Origin of the sequence: Fundidesulfovibrio putealis DSM 16056 (assembly GCF_000429325.1) — a bacterium.
GTDB lineage: Bacteria > Desulfobacterota > Desulfovibrionia > Desulfovibrionales > Desulfovibrionaceae > Fundidesulfovibrio > Fundidesulfovibrio putealis.
In genome coordinates, this window is sequence record NZ_AUBQ01000003.1 from 427611 (window position 1) to 443695 (window position 16085).

General features: G+C 66.8%; 10 protein-coding genes. 1 reads left to right on the plus strand and 9 read right to left on the minus strand.

The genetic code is table 11. The annotated features are described in order from the left end of the window. Positions 1 to 3: 3 nt before the first annotated feature. Positions 4 to 3531 carry a type VI secretion protein IcmF/TssM N-terminal domain-containing protein gene (locus G453_RS0102060; protein WP_027189700.1) on the plus strand — a complete coding sequence of 1176 codons (3528 nt, stop codon included), beginning with the start codon at positions 4 to 6 and terminating at the stop codon, positions 3529 to 3531. Positions 3532 to 3699: 168 nt separating this feature from the next. Here the strand turns inward: G453_RS0102060 and G453_RS0102065 are convergent, their stop codons facing one another. From G453_RS0102065 to G453_RS25905, 9 genes are all read right to left on the minus strand, one after another. Beyond that, positions 3700 to 4782 carry a calcium:proton antiporter gene (locus G453_RS0102065; RefSeq protein WP_027189701.1) on the minus strand — a complete coding sequence of 361 codons (1083 nt, stop codon included), beginning with the start codon at positions 4780 to 4782 and terminating at the stop codon, positions 3700 to 3702. A 272-nt stretch (positions 4783 to 5054) separates the two neighbouring features. After that, positions 5055 to 6374, minus strand: coding sequence for a histone deacetylase family protein (locus tag G453_RS0102070; RefSeq protein WP_027189702.1), 1320 nt, complete (start codon positions 6372 to 6374; stop codon positions 5055 to 5057). Continuing rightward, complete coding sequence (locus G453_RS0102075; protein WP_027189703.1) at positions 6368 to 8047, minus strand: hydantoinase/oxoprolinase family protein; 1680 nt, start codon at positions 8045 to 8047, stop codon at positions 6368 to 6370. Before G453_RS0102075 ends, G453_RS0102070 begins: the two co-directional genes overlap by 7 nt. Before the next feature lie 174 nt (positions 8048 to 8221). Next, on the minus strand, positions 8222 to 9463 hold the full coding sequence (locus G453_RS0102080) for a NupC/NupG family nucleoside CNT transporter (RefSeq protein WP_027189704.1): 1242 nt from the start codon (positions 9461 to 9463) through the stop codon (positions 8222 to 8224). A gap of 221 nt (positions 9464 to 9684) precedes the next feature. Continuing rightward, positions 9685 to 11157 (minus strand): Asp-tRNA(Asn)/Glu-tRNA(Gln) amidotransferase subunit GatA, encoded by a 1473-nt coding sequence (gene gatA, locus G453_RS0102085; protein WP_027189705.1) that lies wholly within the window; start codon positions 11155 to 11157, stop codon positions 9685 to 9687. Positions 11158 to 11168: 11 nt separating this feature from the next. Further along, on the minus strand, positions 11169 to 11459 hold the full coding sequence (gatC, locus tag G453_RS0102090; RefSeq protein ID WP_027189706.1) for an Asp-tRNA(Asn)/Glu-tRNA(Gln) amidotransferase subunit GatC: 291 nt from the start codon (positions 11457 to 11459) through the stop codon (positions 11169 to 11171). Continuing rightward, on the minus strand, positions 11456 to 12529 hold the full coding sequence (locus tag G453_RS0102095) for a hypothetical protein (RefSeq protein ID WP_027189707.1): 1074 nt from the start codon (positions 12527 to 12529) through the stop codon (positions 11456 to 11458). Before G453_RS0102095 ends, gatC begins: the two co-directional genes overlap by 4 nt. Position 12530: 1 nt before the next feature. Further along, positions 12531 to 13808: an acyltransferase family protein gene (locus G453_RS0102100; RefSeq protein WP_084502045.1), complete on the minus strand. Its 1278-nt coding sequence runs from the start codon at positions 13806 to 13808 to the stop codon at positions 12531 to 12533. A gap of 120 nt (positions 13809 to 13928) precedes the next feature. Next, positions 13929 to 15962: a penicillin-binding protein activator gene (locus tag G453_RS25905; protein ID WP_051271448.1), complete on the minus strand. Its 2034-nt coding sequence runs from the start codon at positions 15960 to 15962 to the stop codon at positions 13929 to 13931. Between the last annotated feature and the right edge of the window lie 123 nt (positions 15963 to 16085).

Sequence of the window (16085 nt, forward strand, 5' to 3'; positions counted from 1 at the left end):
GCAATGAAGAATATCCTGCTCATCGTCCTGAAAATCTTCCTATGGCTGCTCCTGTTCGCGGCCATCGGCGTCGGAGCCTGGTATCTGGCCCAGTGGCGCGGCTGGCCCAATTGGGCCGCAGCGGCCATCGGCTGCGGCGTGGCCGGGCTCATCGTGGGCGCGGTGTTCTTCAGGCGCTGGTGGTTCCGCCGCCAGGAACGCAGCTTCGTCAAGCGCGTGGTGGAACAGGACACTGCCTCCATCTCGGCTGCCCAGGGCGAGAAGGCCCGGCTGCTGCGCGACGTGGAAGACCGCTTCGCCCGCGCGGTGGAGATCCTGCGCGGCTCGCAACTGCGCCAGCAGGGCGACCCCATCTATGTGAAGCCCTGGTTCCTGGTGATGGGCGAGACCGGCTCGGGCAAGTCCCTGGCGCTTCGCCGGGCCAAGCTTGCCTCCATCCTCACTGACGTCGGGCAGGACCGCCAGCCCTCGCCCACGCGCAACGTGGACTTCTGGTTCGCGGACGATGCCGTCATCCTGGACACCGCCGGGCGCTACGCCATCCCCCAGGACGAGGCCCGCGACCGCGAGGAGTGGGAACGTTTCCTGTCCCTGTTGGTCAAACACCGGCGCAAGGAGCCTTTGAACGGGCTGGTGCTGGTGATATCCGCCGACAAGGCCGCCGACTCTTCCGACGAGGCGCTGGTGGACTACGCCGTGAGCCTGCGTCGGCGCGTCAACGAGCTGATGCGGGTCATCGGGGCCAAGTTCCCGGTGTTCGTGCTGGTCACCAAGATGGACCAGATACTTGGCATGAACGGACTTGTGGACCAGCTTGGCAACGACGAATTGCTCCAGGCCATGGGCGCGCTGAACGAGAACACGCTGCTCCCGGCCGTGAACGGCCTGGAGGAGGGCCTGGCCCGCGTGGTGTCGCGGCTTAAGGACCTGCGCCTGCTGCTGCCCTGCGATCCCGCCTCCATGGACCCGGCCTACCTCATGCTGCCCGACGAGATGGCCCGCCTGGGCGCGAAGCTCAAGGTGTTCACCGGGGCGCTGTTCGCGGACAATCCCTACCTGGAGACGCCGCTGTTTCGGGGCGTGTTCTTTTCCAGCGCCCGTCAGGAAGGCCCGGCCCACGTGATGGCCGAGGACCTGACCGACGTGGCCGCGCAGCTCTCCGAGCGCGCAGCCACCGACCGGGGAGCCTTCCTGCACGACGTGTTCTCGCGCTTTTTACCCATGGACCGCAACCTGTTCACGCCGATGCTGGAGTTCCTGCGCTGGCGCTCCAAGACGCGCTTCGCGGGCGTGGTGGCCTGGCTGTTCCTCATGTTCTGCATGGCCGGACTCCTGACCCTCTCCTACACCCATAACGATCGCGCCCTGCGGGTGATCTCCTCCGAATTTTCCGCCCTGCCGGAGCTGACCGGAGCCATGGACTCCAAGCTCCTGGCCGTGGACCAGTTCCGCCGCCAGGTCATCCGCATGGAGACCGTCAACAACGACTGGTTCCTGCCGCGCATGGGCCTGACCCAGAGCCTCTCCGGAGAGGCCAGGGTCAAGACCGCCTACTCGAACCTCTTCCGCGAACAGGTGCTCAAGCCCCTGGACGCCTCCATGCGCGCCTCCGTGGACGCCCTGGACAACCGCGCCTCGGAGACGGCCATCGGTATGTACATCGGCCACATGGTCTGGCGCATCGAGCTTTTGAAGGCCAAGCAGCGCGGGGCCTCCCTGGAGGAGATGCGCAAGATCCCCGCCTATCCCGACGCCGTGCTCACCCAGGTGGACCCCAAGCTGGTGCCCGAGCTGGCCCCCTTCTTCAACGACTGCTACCTGGACTACCTCTACTGGCAGCCCTGGGACGAAACCCTGGCCCAGCATCTGGCCGACTTCAAGGTGCGCCTCACCCGCCTGGCCTCCCTCAAGGACGGGCAGATGCAGTGGCTGGTGGACTGGGCCAACACCAGGCCCTACCTGCATCCGGTCACGCTCAATGACTTCTGGGGCGGCGTGGGCCAGGTCTCCGGGCAGGACGCCTTCGTCCCGGCGGGCTACACGGCGGAAGGCAAGAAGGCCATCGAGGGCTTCATCAAGGAATTCGACCAGGCCGTGGACAACCCCAAGGCCTTCCAGAACAAGATCGACGCCTTCTGGAGTTGGTACACCAACCAGTACTACCTCTCCTGGAACCAGTTCGCCCTGGGCTTCCACGCGGGCTACGGCTTCCTGCTGGACGACACCGACAAGCGCAAGATGGCCGCGCGCATGCCCACCTTCGCCAGCCCCTATTTCGCCATGCTGGAGCGCATGGCCAAGGACCTGGAGGCCCTCAAGAAGACCTCCAGCGAGCCCGCCTGGGCAGGCGAGGTCCGGCGCTTCCACATCGTCATGGAGCAGGCCAGGTCCCAGATCAAGAACGAGCCGCTCCTGGAGAAGGGCAAGGAAAAGATCGACGTGACCCTGCAACGCGTGGCGGGTGACGTGGACCCGCGCGAATCCAGGCAGTTCGAGAACCTCCTGGCCGCCACCGGCAAGCTGCAGGAATACCAGAAGGCCCTGACCGACATGATTCCGGGCGTGGCCACGCCTGAGGCGGCGTATCAGTTCGTGGGCTCCACAATGGGAGGATCTGGGGGAGGTGGGGGCGGTTCTGCGGGAGGTTCTGGCGACGCAGCGGCTCCCGCTGCCGGGCCTTCCGCGAAGTCTCCGGCCCAGGCCGCCGAGGCCGCGCTCATGGGCATGAACGCGCTGCTCGGAGCATCCATCGGGGCCACATCGGACGCCTTCAGCCAGGTGGTCAGCGGGCCTCTGGCCTTCTTCGTGCTCTTTGCCACGGAGCAGGCCTCCTGCGAGCTGCAACGCCTCTGGGAGAGCCGCGTGCTGGCCGAAGCCGCCGGGCTGCCCCAGGCCAAGTATCGCGCCGCCCTGTTCGACAAGAAGGACGGGCTGGTCTGGAAGTTCGTGAACGGCCCGGCCAAGCCGTTCCTCACCCGCGAGATCAGGGGCTGGGCCGCCAAGAGCTGGATGCGCGTCACGTTCCCCATCCACCGCAACTTCCTCACCTTCCTGGACGAAGGCGGGCAGGAAGTGCAGGAGGTGCAGCCGGAATACGACGTGATCGTCAAGACCGTGCCCACCACCGTGAACCCCGAGGCGCGCCAGAAACCCTATCTGACCACGCTGACGCTCAACTGCGGCAACCAGCAGCAGACCCTCGCCAACTACAACTTCCTGGACTCCGCCTCGTTCAAGTGGAAGTCCGACGGCTGCGGCGACACCATCGTGACCATCACCTTCAACGACCTCACCATCTCCAAGACCTACCCGGGCGTGAACGGCTTCGCGCTGTTCCTCAAGGACTTCCGCAACGGCGGCTCCAAGACCTATACGCCGGACGACTTCCCCGGACAGAAGGACATGCTCGGCTCGCTCGGCGTGAAGCGTATTCAGGTGAACTACGTGTTCGACGGCAACCAGCCCATCATCCGGCTGCTGTCCGTGACGCCCACGACGCTGCCCCAGAGCATCTGCGAGTGCGTGAGATAAGAGAAGAGGCCTCCGGCGGCCAGAGAGGGCGCTGCCCTCTCTGGACTCTCCCGCCAGGGGGATGATCCCCCTGGACCCTCAGTGGGCTTCGCGCGATGGTGCGAACGTATGGGAGAATTTCGGGAGACGCGCGAAGGCGCGTCTCCCGTTTGTTTATTGAGGGGTGTTCTAGGGGATGATGGACGTGAGCAGGTACACGGCGAAGACCATCAGGAGCACCACGCCCTGGAGGATGGTGGTGCGACCCGTGGCCAGCGAGAGCACGGAGACAAAGAGCGAGAGCAGGAACAGCACGGTGGACTTCATGTCGATCCCGAGCGTCAGGGTCATGCCGGTGTACATGGACACCAGGGCAACCGCCGGGATGGTCAGGCCGATGCTGGCCAGTGCGGACCCCAGCGCCAGGTTCAGGCTGGTCTGGAGGCGGTTGGCTCTGGCGGCCTGAACGGCTGAGAGGCCTTCGGGCAGCAGCACGACTCCCGCGATGATGATGCCCACTAGTGTTTTCGGCGCTCCCATGGCGGCAACCCCGGCTTCGATGCCCGGAGCCAGGGCCTTTGCCAGCAGGACAACAGCCGCAAGACAGATGACCAAGAGGCCCAGGCTGGTGAGCGCGATGCGCGTCGGCGGCGGAGGTGCATGTTTCTCCTCGTCGCCTTCCCCGTCCTCGGGCAGGAAGTAGTCCCTGTGCCGCACGGCCTGCACCAGCACGAAGGTGCCGTAGAGCACCAGTGAGACCACCGCGATGAAGATCAGCTGGCTGTCGCTGTACATGGGGCCGAGCACGCTGGTCGTGTAGTTGGGCAGGATGAGCGTCAGCACGGAAATGGCGACCAGGGTGGTCAGCGCGGCGCTCACGCCGTAGAGGCCGAAACACTGTTCGCCGAACCGAACCCCGCCCACCAGCAGGCAGAGCCCGACGATGGCGTTCAGGATGATCATCACCGCCGCGAACACGGTGTCGCGTGCCAGGGCCGTGGTCTCGGGACCGCCCGCCAGCATCAGCGAGACGATGAGCGCGACCTCGATGACCGTGACCGCCACGGCCAGCACCAGGGTGCCGAAGGGTTCGCCAACCCTGTGCGCCACGACTTCGGCGTGATGCACGCCAGCCAGCACGCTGCCGAGCATCCCGGCTGCCAGGAGGATCTGATACGCGCCTCCCAGGCCGAGACTCAGGCCTGCGAAGAGAACCCACGCGGCGATCGGCGCGGCGATGGTCCACACAGGGAGAAACGTTGGGGCTTTCATGGCGCGCAGAATAGCCCAGACGTGCCATGTTGGCTATTCTTCTTGCAGCATTGCGGCCTTGGGACGGTGCATCCGGCTCGCCGAATACACCGGCTTCAAGACAACACGGCCCGAAGCGCGGCTTTGCGCGCTTCAGGCTTTCAAAGGGGGCTATTCCCATAGAGACGAGCCTTTACGCGAAGCCCGTTGAGGGTCCAGGGGGATCATCCCCCTGGCGGGTCCAGGGCAGAGCCCTGGTGGGGTCTGGGGCGAAGCCCCAGCGTCGTCTTCTCTTAAATCAGCACCCTCTTCACACTCTTCCCCGGTCTGTCCACCAGCATGGCCCGCCTGAAATTCCTGGAGCGCTGCCCCATCTCGAAGGCCTCGTGCCCTTTTTCGCGGCAGGCGTTGCAGGCGTTCAGGGGAATCTGCACCCCCAGGCACTGCGGCCCGGACCCGGCGCGGCTCTCGATGACCACCGTGCCGGAGCACTGCCCGCACAGGTGGACCTTTTCCACCTGACGTTCGAAGATGCCGTCGGTGTCGTAGTGGATTTCCTTGTCGCGGATGAACCATTCCCCTTCCACGCGGCCGTGCTTGGGGAGTTTGGGCGGGTCCAGGAAATAGGCGAGGAGCTGGTCGGAGAGCGAGGCGGTGTAGTCGGTGATGCGCTGCTCCTGCTTGACGCGCTCGGGGTCGTAGTCGGGCTCGGTGACGCTGGAGGCGTCCACCCCGGCCATGGCCAGGCAGATGCCCAGGTTCACGTAGGGCAGCGCGCCCTGGATGGAGTAGCCGCCTTCCAGCACGGCGATGTGCGCGTTCAGGCGGCGGGTCAGCTCCGCGTAGCCCTGGGCGGAGAAGGACATGTTGGTGATGGGGTCGGAAAAGTGGTTGTCCTGCCCGGCGGAGTTGATGATGATTTCCGGCTGGAAGCGGTCCAGCAGCGGCAAAACCACGGAGTCCAGCATGTGCAGGATGCCCTGGTCGCCGGTGCCGGGCAAAAGCGGGATGTTGCAGGTCGCTCCCATGGCTGTCGGCCCGCCCAGTTCGTAGGGGAAGCCGGAGCCGGGGTAGATGGTGCGACCGTCCTGGTGGATGGAGATGAACAGCACGTCCGGGTCGTTCCAGTAGATGTCCTGGGTGCCGTCTCCGTGGTGGCAGTCGGTGTCCACGATGGCGATGCGGCGCACGCCGTAGCGCTCGCGCAGGTATTCCACCATCACGGCCTCGATGTTCACGGTGCAGAAGCCGCGCGTGCCGTGCACCACCTTCATGGCGTGGTGTCCGGGAGGGCGCACCAGGGCGAAGGCGCGCTTGGCCTCGTGCTCCATCACCAGCCGGGCGGCGCGCATGGCTCCGCCGGCGGAGATCAGGTGCGAGGAGGTGAGCACCTCCTCCACTTCGGGAAAGGTGAAGTGCGCAAGATCCACATCGTGGGCCTTGGCCACGTCCGGCTTGTATTCGCGGATGCCTTCGATGTCGAAGAGGCCTTCCTCGCGCAGCTGGTCCTGGGTGTAGAGCAGGCGCTCCTGGCGCTCGGGGTGCGTGGGGCTGATGGCCCAGTCGTAGGCCGGGAAGAACACCACGCCGAGGGGATTCGCGGCTTTCAGCATTTGCAGCACACCGCCTTGCGGAATCCCGGGAGCACTCCGGGCTTGATCTGGCACTTCACGCGGATGGAGCGGCCAACCAGGGCGCTGTCCTCCACCATGTTGAAGGACTGGGCCTCAACGGTCTCCACCAGGGCATCCGGGTCGTGGATGCTGGCGTTGTCCAGATGCCCGCGCAGGAAGCGGGCGGCGTCGTCCTGGGCCTGTGCGAGGTCGTAGTCGGCGTCGATCTCCTCTTCCACGTCAAGGCCGGGGATGAGCATGCGCCCGCGCTGGGTGTCGGCGAAAAGTTCTGCCGAGAGGGTCGGGCGCGACAGGGCCGCGCCGATGGCGTTGGCCACGGCGTAGCTCTCCGGCACGACCACGTCTTCGGGGAAGGATTCGGCCAGGAGCCCTGCAATGGCCTGGGCCGGGCCGCCCATCACGTACACGGTGCGCGGGATCAGGCGCTTGCCGTCAAGAAGCTCGTAGATGGTGTAGACGGGGCGGTCGTTCACGGCGCGGGTCAGGTCGATGACTGCGGCGCGGATGGAGGTGACGGCGGCCAGGGCAGCGTCCTGGGCCAGGGTGCGCCCGTCCGTGCCGTGTCTGGCGGCCATCTCGTTCAGGCCACGGCGCGAGGCGGAAACGTCGCCCAATTCGGCTGCGCCCAGCACGTTCAGCGCGTCGGTGAGGGTGGGGTGCTGCCCTCCCTCGGCCATGCAGGGGCCGAGCCTGCGCGGGCCGACGCGGACCTGGCCCTCCAGCACGGTGATTGCCGAGTCGCCCCCGATGCCGATGGAGCGGCTCTTGAGGGCGCGCACCAGGGTGGGCAGCCCGGAGATGACCGCGCCTTCCGGCTCGATGAGCGGCGCGCCGTCGGCGAAGAGGGCGATGTCGGTGGTGGTGCCGCCGATGTCCAGGATGACCGAGTCCTGGGCGATGTCGCACACGGCGATGATGCCCATGACCGAGGCGGCCGGGCCGGACAGGATGGACTCCACGGGAAAGGTGCGCGACATGGAGAGCGGCATGGTGCCGCCGTCGGCCTTGAGGATGTTCACCTGGGCGCTCAGGCCGAACTCCAGGGCGCAGCGCTGCACGGCGTCCGCGAAGCGGTTGAACACCCGCCAGACCGAGGCGTTGTAGGCGGCGGTGTGGATGCGCCGCCCGAAGCCAAGCTGGCCGGAAAATTCGTGCCCGCAGCTGACGAAGTCAGCCTGCGGATGCACTACCGCGCGAAGCGCCTCCTCGAAATCCGGATTGCGCGGCGAGAACTTGCCCACGCAGGCGTACACGCTGATTCCGGCGTCCTTGCAGTGGGCGGCGTGCTGGCGGGCAACGGCCTCGTCCAGGGGGGAGGTGACGCGGCCCCGGTGGTCGGTGGCTCCGGGGATGATGCGGAAGTGCTGGCCCACGGCGTAGGCGCGCGCGTCGATGCCCGGCCCCGAGGCCACGAACACGCCCACAGGCTCGGTGCGGCCCTCGACGATGGCGTTGGTGGACAGGGTGGTGGACAGGTTCAGGCGGGTGATGGGCGCACCCTGGGCCTTGGGCACGATCAAGCCCAGAACCTCGCGGATGGACGACATCAGGTCCGCGTGGTTCGTCTTGGCCTTGGCCCAGGCTTTCAGACCATCCGTCCCCACAAGAACGGCGTCCGTGTGCGTGCCCCCCACGTCTATGCCTAGCAGCATGGGTTCGATCTAGCACGAAAAATTCCCGAACACCATTGCCGCGAAGGGGGGCTTTCGATTTTCCTGGCCAGCATGGCGAGCTCAGCTGGCGTTCACACAAGATATGAACCCAAACCAAGAGAACCATATGTTTTGTTCGTGAAAACCATGTTCATGGTTTTCACGAACGCGGCGTTACGGGAAGAGCACTCCGACCACGGTGCCGGTCATGAGGGAGGCGATGAAGCCTGCGGCCAGGGCGCGCATGGACAATTCGGCGATCTCGGTGCGCCGCTCCGGGCACAGCGCGCCGATGCCGCCGATCAGGATGCCCACGCTGCCGAAGTTGGCGAAGCTGCACATGGCGTAGGCCAGGATGAGCCGGGTGCGCTCACCCAGCGCGCCTGATGGCAGGTTGGCCATGTCGATGAAGGCGATGAACTCGTTCAGGACGACCTTGGTGCCAAGCAGGCTCCCGGCGGTCTGGGCCTCCTGCCAGGGAACGCCCAACAGCCAGGCAACAGGGGCCAGCAGCCAGCCCAGCACCCGCTGCAGGGTGAGCGGCGCGCCTCCGGCGTGGGGAAAGAGGTCCAGCCCGATGTTCACGAGCTTCACCAGGGCGATGAAGGCGATGAGCATGGCGACGATGTTCAGGAGCAGCTGCAGGCCGTCCCAGGTGCCGCGCGCCACGGCGTCCATGGCTCCGGTGGCCGGAGAGGGCGGGATGTCCTGGCCCAGCGTCGGGGTTTGGGTCTCAGGCAGCATGACCGCCGCGATGGCCAGGGCAGCAGGAGCGTGGATGACGGACGCCGTCAGGATGTGGCCCAGCGCGTCCGGGATGACGCCGCCAAGCACGGCGGCGTAGAGCATGAGCATGGTCCCTGCGATGCAGGATAGGCCGGTGGCCATGAGGGCGAACAGTTCGCTGCGGGTCATCTGGACAAGATAGGGCCTAATCAGCAGCGGCGCCTCGATCATGCCCAGGAGCACGTTGCCCGCCGCGCCGACGCCAAGCGCCCCGCCGATGCCCAGGCTCTTTTGCAGCACCCAGGAGAAGCCGCGAACCACGCGGGGCAGGATGCGCCAGTAGTAGAACAGCGAGGTGAGGGCCGCGATGACGATGACCAGCGGCAAGGCCTGAAAGGCCAGGATGAAGCCCGCACCGGGCCGGGGCTCGGCAAAGGGCAGGGGGCCGCCGCCCACGTAGCCGAACACGAAGGTCGTGCCCGCGCGGGTGGCGTCCTCCATGGCCAGGACGATCTTGTTCAGCGCCATGAACACGCCGGAGAACACCGGGACTTTCAGCATGAGGCCCGCGATGGCGAACTGGAGCGCCACGCCGCCGAGCAGCATGCGCCAGGGGAAGCGCCTGCGGTTTACGCTTAGTAGCCAGGCCAGAAAGACCAGGACGCACAGACCGAAGGCGCTTTGCAGCACGAGGAACTCCCGGTTGCTGAGGTGATGATTGGCGGGGCTGCGCCCCGCACCCAGGCAGGGTCAGGATGCACCGGGCCTGCACCCGCCAGGGGCCCAAAGAGGATCATTCCCCTGGACCCTCAACAGGCTTCGCGCCCATCAGGGTGAACGCTGATGGACGCGAAGCTATAAAGGATTCCAAAGGAACTTGTTCCTTTGGCCGCCGGAGGCATCTGAAACTCTTACTTTTCGATTCCCTTCGGCTCCCCCAACTCCCCGACCGCTCCGGAAAGCGCGTTGGCCGCGCCCAGGATCGTCGCCTCGTCCCAGGCCCTGCCGAACATCTGCAAGCCCACGGGAAGCCCGCTCTCCTTGCCCAGGCCAACAGGCATGGACAGCCCAGGCAGCCCCGACAGGTTCAGCGAGATGGTAAAGATATCGGCAAGGTACATCTGGAGCGGGTCGCCGGTCTTCTCGCCCAGGCCGAAGGCCGTAAACGGCGAGGTCGGCCCCACGATCACGTCGCAGGCCTCGAAGGCGTCCAGGAAGTCCTGCTTGATCAGGCGGCGCACCTGGGCAGCCTTGCGGTAGTAGGCGTCGTAATACCCGGCCGACAGCACGTAGGTGCCAAGCACGATGCGGCGCTGGACCTCCTCACCGAAGCCGTGCGAGCGCGACATCTCGTAGAGGTCGCGCAGGTCCTTGGCTTCGGGGTGGCGGTAGCCGTAGCGCACGCCGTCGAAGCGCGCCAGGTTGGAGCTGGCCTCGGCCATGGCCACTATGTAGTAGGTGGCGATGGCGAATTTCGTGTGCGGCAGCTTCACCGGAACCACCTGCGCGCCCAGAGCCTTGGCGGCCTCGATGGCTCCCTGGCAGCACTCGCGCACCTCGGGGGCCAGGCCCTCGCCCCAGTATTCCTCGGGCATGCCCAGGCGCAGCCCCTTGAGGTCCGTGCGGGCGGCGGTCTCGGCCACGAAGTCCGGCACGAAGCGCGGGGCGGAGGTGGAGTCCTTGGGGTCGTGCCCGGCCATGGCCTGGAGCATGGCGGCGCAGTCGGCGGGGGTGCGGGCCATGGGGCCGATCTGGTCCAGGCTCGAGCCGTAGGCCACCAGCCCGTAGCGCGACACGCGCCCGTAGGTGGGCTTGATGCCGGTGACGCCGCAGAAAGAGGCAGGCAGGCGGATGGAGCCGCCGGTGTCGGTGCCCAGGGCCGCGAAGCACTGGCGCGCGGCCACGGTGGCCCCGGAGCCGCCGCTGGAGCCGCCGGGGACCTTGCTCACGTCCCAGGGGTTGCGGGTGGGCTTGTAGGCCGAGTTCTCGGTGGAGGAGCCCATGGCGAACTCGTCCATGTTGGCCTTGCCCAGGATCACGGCCCCGGCCTTTTTCAGGCGGTCCACGCAGGTGGCGTCATAGAAGGGGACGAAATTCTCAAGGATTTTGGAGCCGCAGGTGGTGGTCACGCCCTTGGTGCAGATGGCGTCCTTGACCACGATGGGCACGCCCCACAGGGAGGCGTCCGGGCCGGGGCCTTTGGCGTCCATCTCGGCGGCCTGGGCCAGGGCGGCCTCGGCCTGCACGGAGAGCAGGGCGTCCACGGCGGGCTCGGTGGCCCGGATGCGGTCCAGGCAGGCGGACACGGCCTGGGTGACGGTAATATCCTTGGCGGCCAGTCTGGCACGCAGGTCGGTGAGCGTAAGCGAGGTGATGTCGGACATTATCTGAATCCTTACCCGGAGACGATCTTGGGGACGACGAAGAAGCGGCCGTCGGTGTCGGGCGCTCCGGCCAGGATGTCGGCGCGCTCGCAGGTCTTCATGGCCACGTCCATGCGCAGCGGCGTGGGGTGCTCCACGGGGCTGTAGAGCGGCTCGACTCCTTCGGTTTCGCAGGAGGCCAGCGTGTCCATGTAGGAGAGGATGTCGCCCATCTGGGCGGCCAGGCGTTCCAGTTCGGATTCCGGCAGCCGAAGGCGCGCCAGCGTGGCCACCTTGGCGGCCTGATCCGGGGTGAAAGTCATGAGGATGCTCCTTGGATGGCGGACGAAGGCTTGATAGCCGCTGACGGCCCGTTTCGCAAGTTTTGCAAAAACCGGGGGCGCTCGAAAAATACGTGCAGGAACCCGGCGAACACGGCGGAGAAGATGAGGCTCAGGGCGTAGTGCGAGGCGATGGCCTGCACGGAGTGCAGCTCCCCCTGGAGGATGGAGCGCGACAGCCTGAACCCCCAGGTGGTGTGAATCAGGAAGAAGGGCAGGGCCACCGCGCCGAAATAGCGCAGCAGCGGATGCGAGAGCAGGCGCGTGGCCCGGGTGGTCAGGCGCGAGATGTCCGTTGGCGCGTGCGCCAGGATAGCCATGGCCAAAAAGGCCCGCACCGGCAGCGGAAGCGGCAGGAGCGCCACACCTGCGCCAGCCAGCAGCAGCAGGCCCGGGTAGGCGAATTTCCCTTTCAGCTCGCCGTCTTTCAGGACGTGCCAACCCGTGCGGGACACCAGCAGCGCCAGGGTGAATCCCCACGGGTAATTGGTCCCGAAGAGCAGCGCCAGCTCCGCGACGGTGAACGCGGCCTTGACCATGGTCCGATGCCGGTCCGAGGCGAGGGCTTCCGCCGCGCTGGAGGCGAAAACCAGGAGTTTGTAGGCCAGGATCACGCCCAGGAAGGAAGTGAACGGCGGAAAGCCCGGGGGGGCGTCCAGAAAGATCAGGATATTGCCCACGGCGCGCAAGTCCAGTCCGGAATAGCTGACGGTAGGCAGGATCGCGACCAGATAGACGCTGTATATGCGCGCGAAAGCGCTCCACAGGCGGGCGAGCGGCGCGTCCCTGCCGGACTGCTTCCAGGTGAGCAGGAAGCCGCACAGCAGCCCGGCCACCACCGGGGCCAGCTCGCCAGGGGCCAGGGCGTAGCGAACCGCGTCCAAGGCCGAAGCCAGCCAGGGCTTGCCCTCGGTTATGCGCGAGAGCTTGGCCGGGTCGAACTGGGCGTAGAAGCTCCAGTGGAAGAACCACAGCGCCGCCGCGCCGCGCAGGCCCTGCAAGGCGGGGATGTAATCGTCCCGGTAGAGGAAGGTGCGCCCGAGCCAGTGCACGTCAGCGCCTCGTGAAGTAGAAGCGTTCCAGGTGCATGTACAGGAAGGCAGCCAGCGCAAACGACAGGCCCAGGCTCAGGGAGTAGTGCAGGGTCAGTCCGGCCAGCGAGGCGGGAGCGCCGAACAAGCTGTTGGCCAGGGGCAGGCCCCATTGGGTGTGCAGCAGAAACAGCGAATAGCTCACCGCGCCCAGGCAGCGCAGCGGCTCCCAGGCGAAGAGGCCGCCTGCTGTCGGCGGGGCCGTCGTTGCTGCGCCTGTGGGCGCTGGCAGGGATTTCGAGGCGTCCGGTTCAGCATGGTCTGCCCCGGAAGTTTCCGGGGCCGGGGGAGCCTGCCGGGCATTGACGAACGAGGCCACCAGCACGGCCACGCACAGGTCGAAGGCGATGAAGTAGGCCAGGGCCAATGCGGGCGACATGGCCGAGAGCGTGCCCACGAAGTCGCGCGACCACAGCCAGCAGCCAAGGGCCAGCACGCCAAGCCCGAGAGGCCAGATTCCGGGCGGAATCATCGCGAACAGTCTGCGCCCGCGCGGATCGGCGCGCAGCATGGCCAGCCCGATGCCCACGAAGAATCCCGCGAAGCGCCAGTCAGAGAGGATGGGCGTCACCCGGAAATACAGGCAGTTGGCGATGAACAGCCCGGTCAGGACCGCCCAGGAGAGCCAGGGCGGGCGCTGCTCCCCACCTGCGGGACCCAGCGTGAAACGCCGCAGCACGATGAGCCACACGCAGCACAGCAGATAGAAGTACATCTCGTAGATCAGCGCCCAGGACACGAAGGTCACCAGCCGGGAGCCGAAGAAATCCAGGAACAGGACGTTGTCCACCACCTCCTTCCAGGTGGCGTTCATCCAGTACAGGGCCGGGATGTTGATCACCAGCACCACGGGCAAAAGCCGCTTGTAACGCTCCAGCAGGAAGCGCGCGAGGCCGGGGCGTTTTCGCGTAAGCGACCCGTAGATCAGAAAGCCGGACACCACGAAGAATACGTCCACCCCGTGCGACCCGGAATGCAGGGCGCGCAGCACCTCGTACAGGAAACCTTGCGGCCAGGTGAAGTAGTTCTGCTCGGAGTACTGGGCGAAAAAATGGACGTTGAAGATCATCAGGCAGGCCAGCCCGCGCAGGCCGTCCAGGCCGGGCACGGCGCGCCCGGCCAGGGCGAACGGGTCCCGGCCGGACAGGGAGCGCAGGCTCAACCGGCCAGGAAGGATCTCCGGGCGTGCGGTGTCCACGCCCCCTGGGGCGGTCCGGTTCTGGATACTCGCGCCTGGCATGTCAGGCCTGCCTGCGCCGATCGGACAAACCGGGCAGAACGCCTCCCGGCTGTCCGGGGGCGCAATCCGAGTCCCCGCCTGCGCGGGTCAGGGAAGACTCCCGCAGGCTTTTCGCCCGACTCACTGGGGCTGCTGTTTGGCCTTGAGCGCCTCCAGGCGTTCCCGAAAGCCGTCCTTGTCCACCTGGGCGGGGCCGTCGACCGAGGGGCGCAGGAAGAACATGTTCATCTTGGCGTGGCCGCCCGCGTCCCAGGTGATGGGGGCCAGCGCCCACTCCATCTTTTTGGACGAGTCGTTCAGCCGCTTGCTGATCTCCGAGGGGGCCGAATCCGGGGGCATGGCTCCGGCTCCGGCGGCCAGACGGACGAAGTCGAACCCGAGGGCCGCCCAGAAATCCGGCTCGCCCTGCTGGGCTTTGGCCATCTGGGCCCTCAGGTCGGACACGGCCCGGACGGGGGACTGCGGCCACCATGCGCCGGGGCTGAAGGCGTAGCGGTAGTTGGCGGGGCTTATGTTGGTGCGGCTTCCGGGCGTGTTGAACGCGGCGGACCACAGCTGGGGGCCTAAGATCACCAGCGAATCCGCCTGATAGAACTGGAGCTGGCCGATGATGTGGTCGGCGCGCTGCAACTCGTCGGGGATGAAGATGGCCTGGAAATCCGGACGCGCCGTGAAGCTCTTGCCGTCGGTGCCGGTGGGCGTCGCCCTGACCATGGTCTTCACGATGTCGCCCCATTTGGGCGCGTCCTGGGGCGGGTAGGCCTGGATGGCAGTGACCTCGGCCCCGCGCGCGGCAGCGGCGGTGGAGAAGGCGTCGGCCAGACGCTTGCCCATGCGGTCTTCGGGGTAGATCACGCCGAAGCGCTTCACGCCTTCCTCCACGGGGATGCCCAGCACGGCGTTGACCTCGTCCTGGGGGCTCCAGAAGAAGCGCCAGATGTGCTTGCCTTCCTCGGCCTCGGCCACTTCCGGCATGAAGGCCAGGAACACCCTGCGCGAGAGCTCTCCGCTGGCGGGCAGGTTCTTGAAGTAGCTGGAGTGCATGGGGCCGCCCACCAGGGTGACCTCGTGGGGCAGGGCGGTCAGCTGGTCCACGAAGTTGGGATCGTCGGTGTTTATGATCCGGATGTCCACCTGGACGCCCTGGGCGGCCAGGATGTCTTTGGCGGCGTTGGCTCCGGCCTGCACCTTGGCGGCCAGGGCGCGAAGCTGCCCGGTCTGGGGGAGGAGCAGGGCCATGGCCACGGTTCCGGGCTTCACGGCGGCAAGATCCTTGTCGGGCAGGGGCGGGGCGTCCTTGACGGCGCCTGCGGTGGCGGCGGTGAGCCCTTGGGTCAGGATGCGCCCAGGGAGGCCCCGGTCGGCCAGATCCGAGGAGCGCGAGAGGCTGTCGGCCATGTCCTGCATGCGGGAGCGCTCGGCGGGGTTGGCCACGGTGGCGCGGCGCAAGTCCTCGAAGGCGATCAGGTTGTAGGGGAAAACGCTGCGGTTGGCGTTGTTGACCGTGGAGAGAAGGGAAGAGAGGGCCTTGGGCTCGAGCGAGCCGAGCATGCGGGCGGTCTCGGACTCGAACTGGGCGCGCTCCTTGCGGGAGGGGGCCTTGGCGTGCAGCGTGCGCAGCGACTGGGCGGCCTGGCTGGACAGGTCGCGCGAGGCGTAGCGCTTGGCCAGTTCGATGCCCGCCGGGCCGGTGAGGTCGAAGGACGCGCCGCGCGTCTGGATGATCTTGGCCAACAGCTCCTCAGCCTGACGCTCGCGCCCGGTGGCGGAGAGCGCCTGCACGGAGAGGCTCGTCCATTCCCAGGTGGACTTCACCTTGGGGTCGGTCTGGCCCCAGTTGTCCAAGGCGTCCAGGGCCTCCTGGTAGCGTCCCAGCGTGAGGGCTGCTCTGGCCGTGCGCTCCAGGGCGATCACCTTGGCCTCGCGGGTGAGGGCCTGGCCTTGCAGCACGAACCCGTAGAGCGTCAGGGCTCGCTCGTACTTTCCGGCGCGCCAGGCGTCGTCGGCCTTGGCCTGGAGGGCCTGCTGCTCCTGGGCGGAGGCGGGCGGGGCGTCCTTGCCGAAGAAGTCCATTCCGGCGCAGCCGGACAGGGAGAGAGCGAGGGAGAGCGCCAGGACGGTGAGCAGGGCGCGGAGCGTGCGTGGGGTGTTCATTGCAGGTAGACCCTTGTGGCGAATGATATCGAGATTGCCGCACTCTAGCGCTGTTGGTTCATCAAATCAAGGATTGGGGTATCGGATGCTTCGGGGACCGTGGCATCGGGATTGCGAATTTGC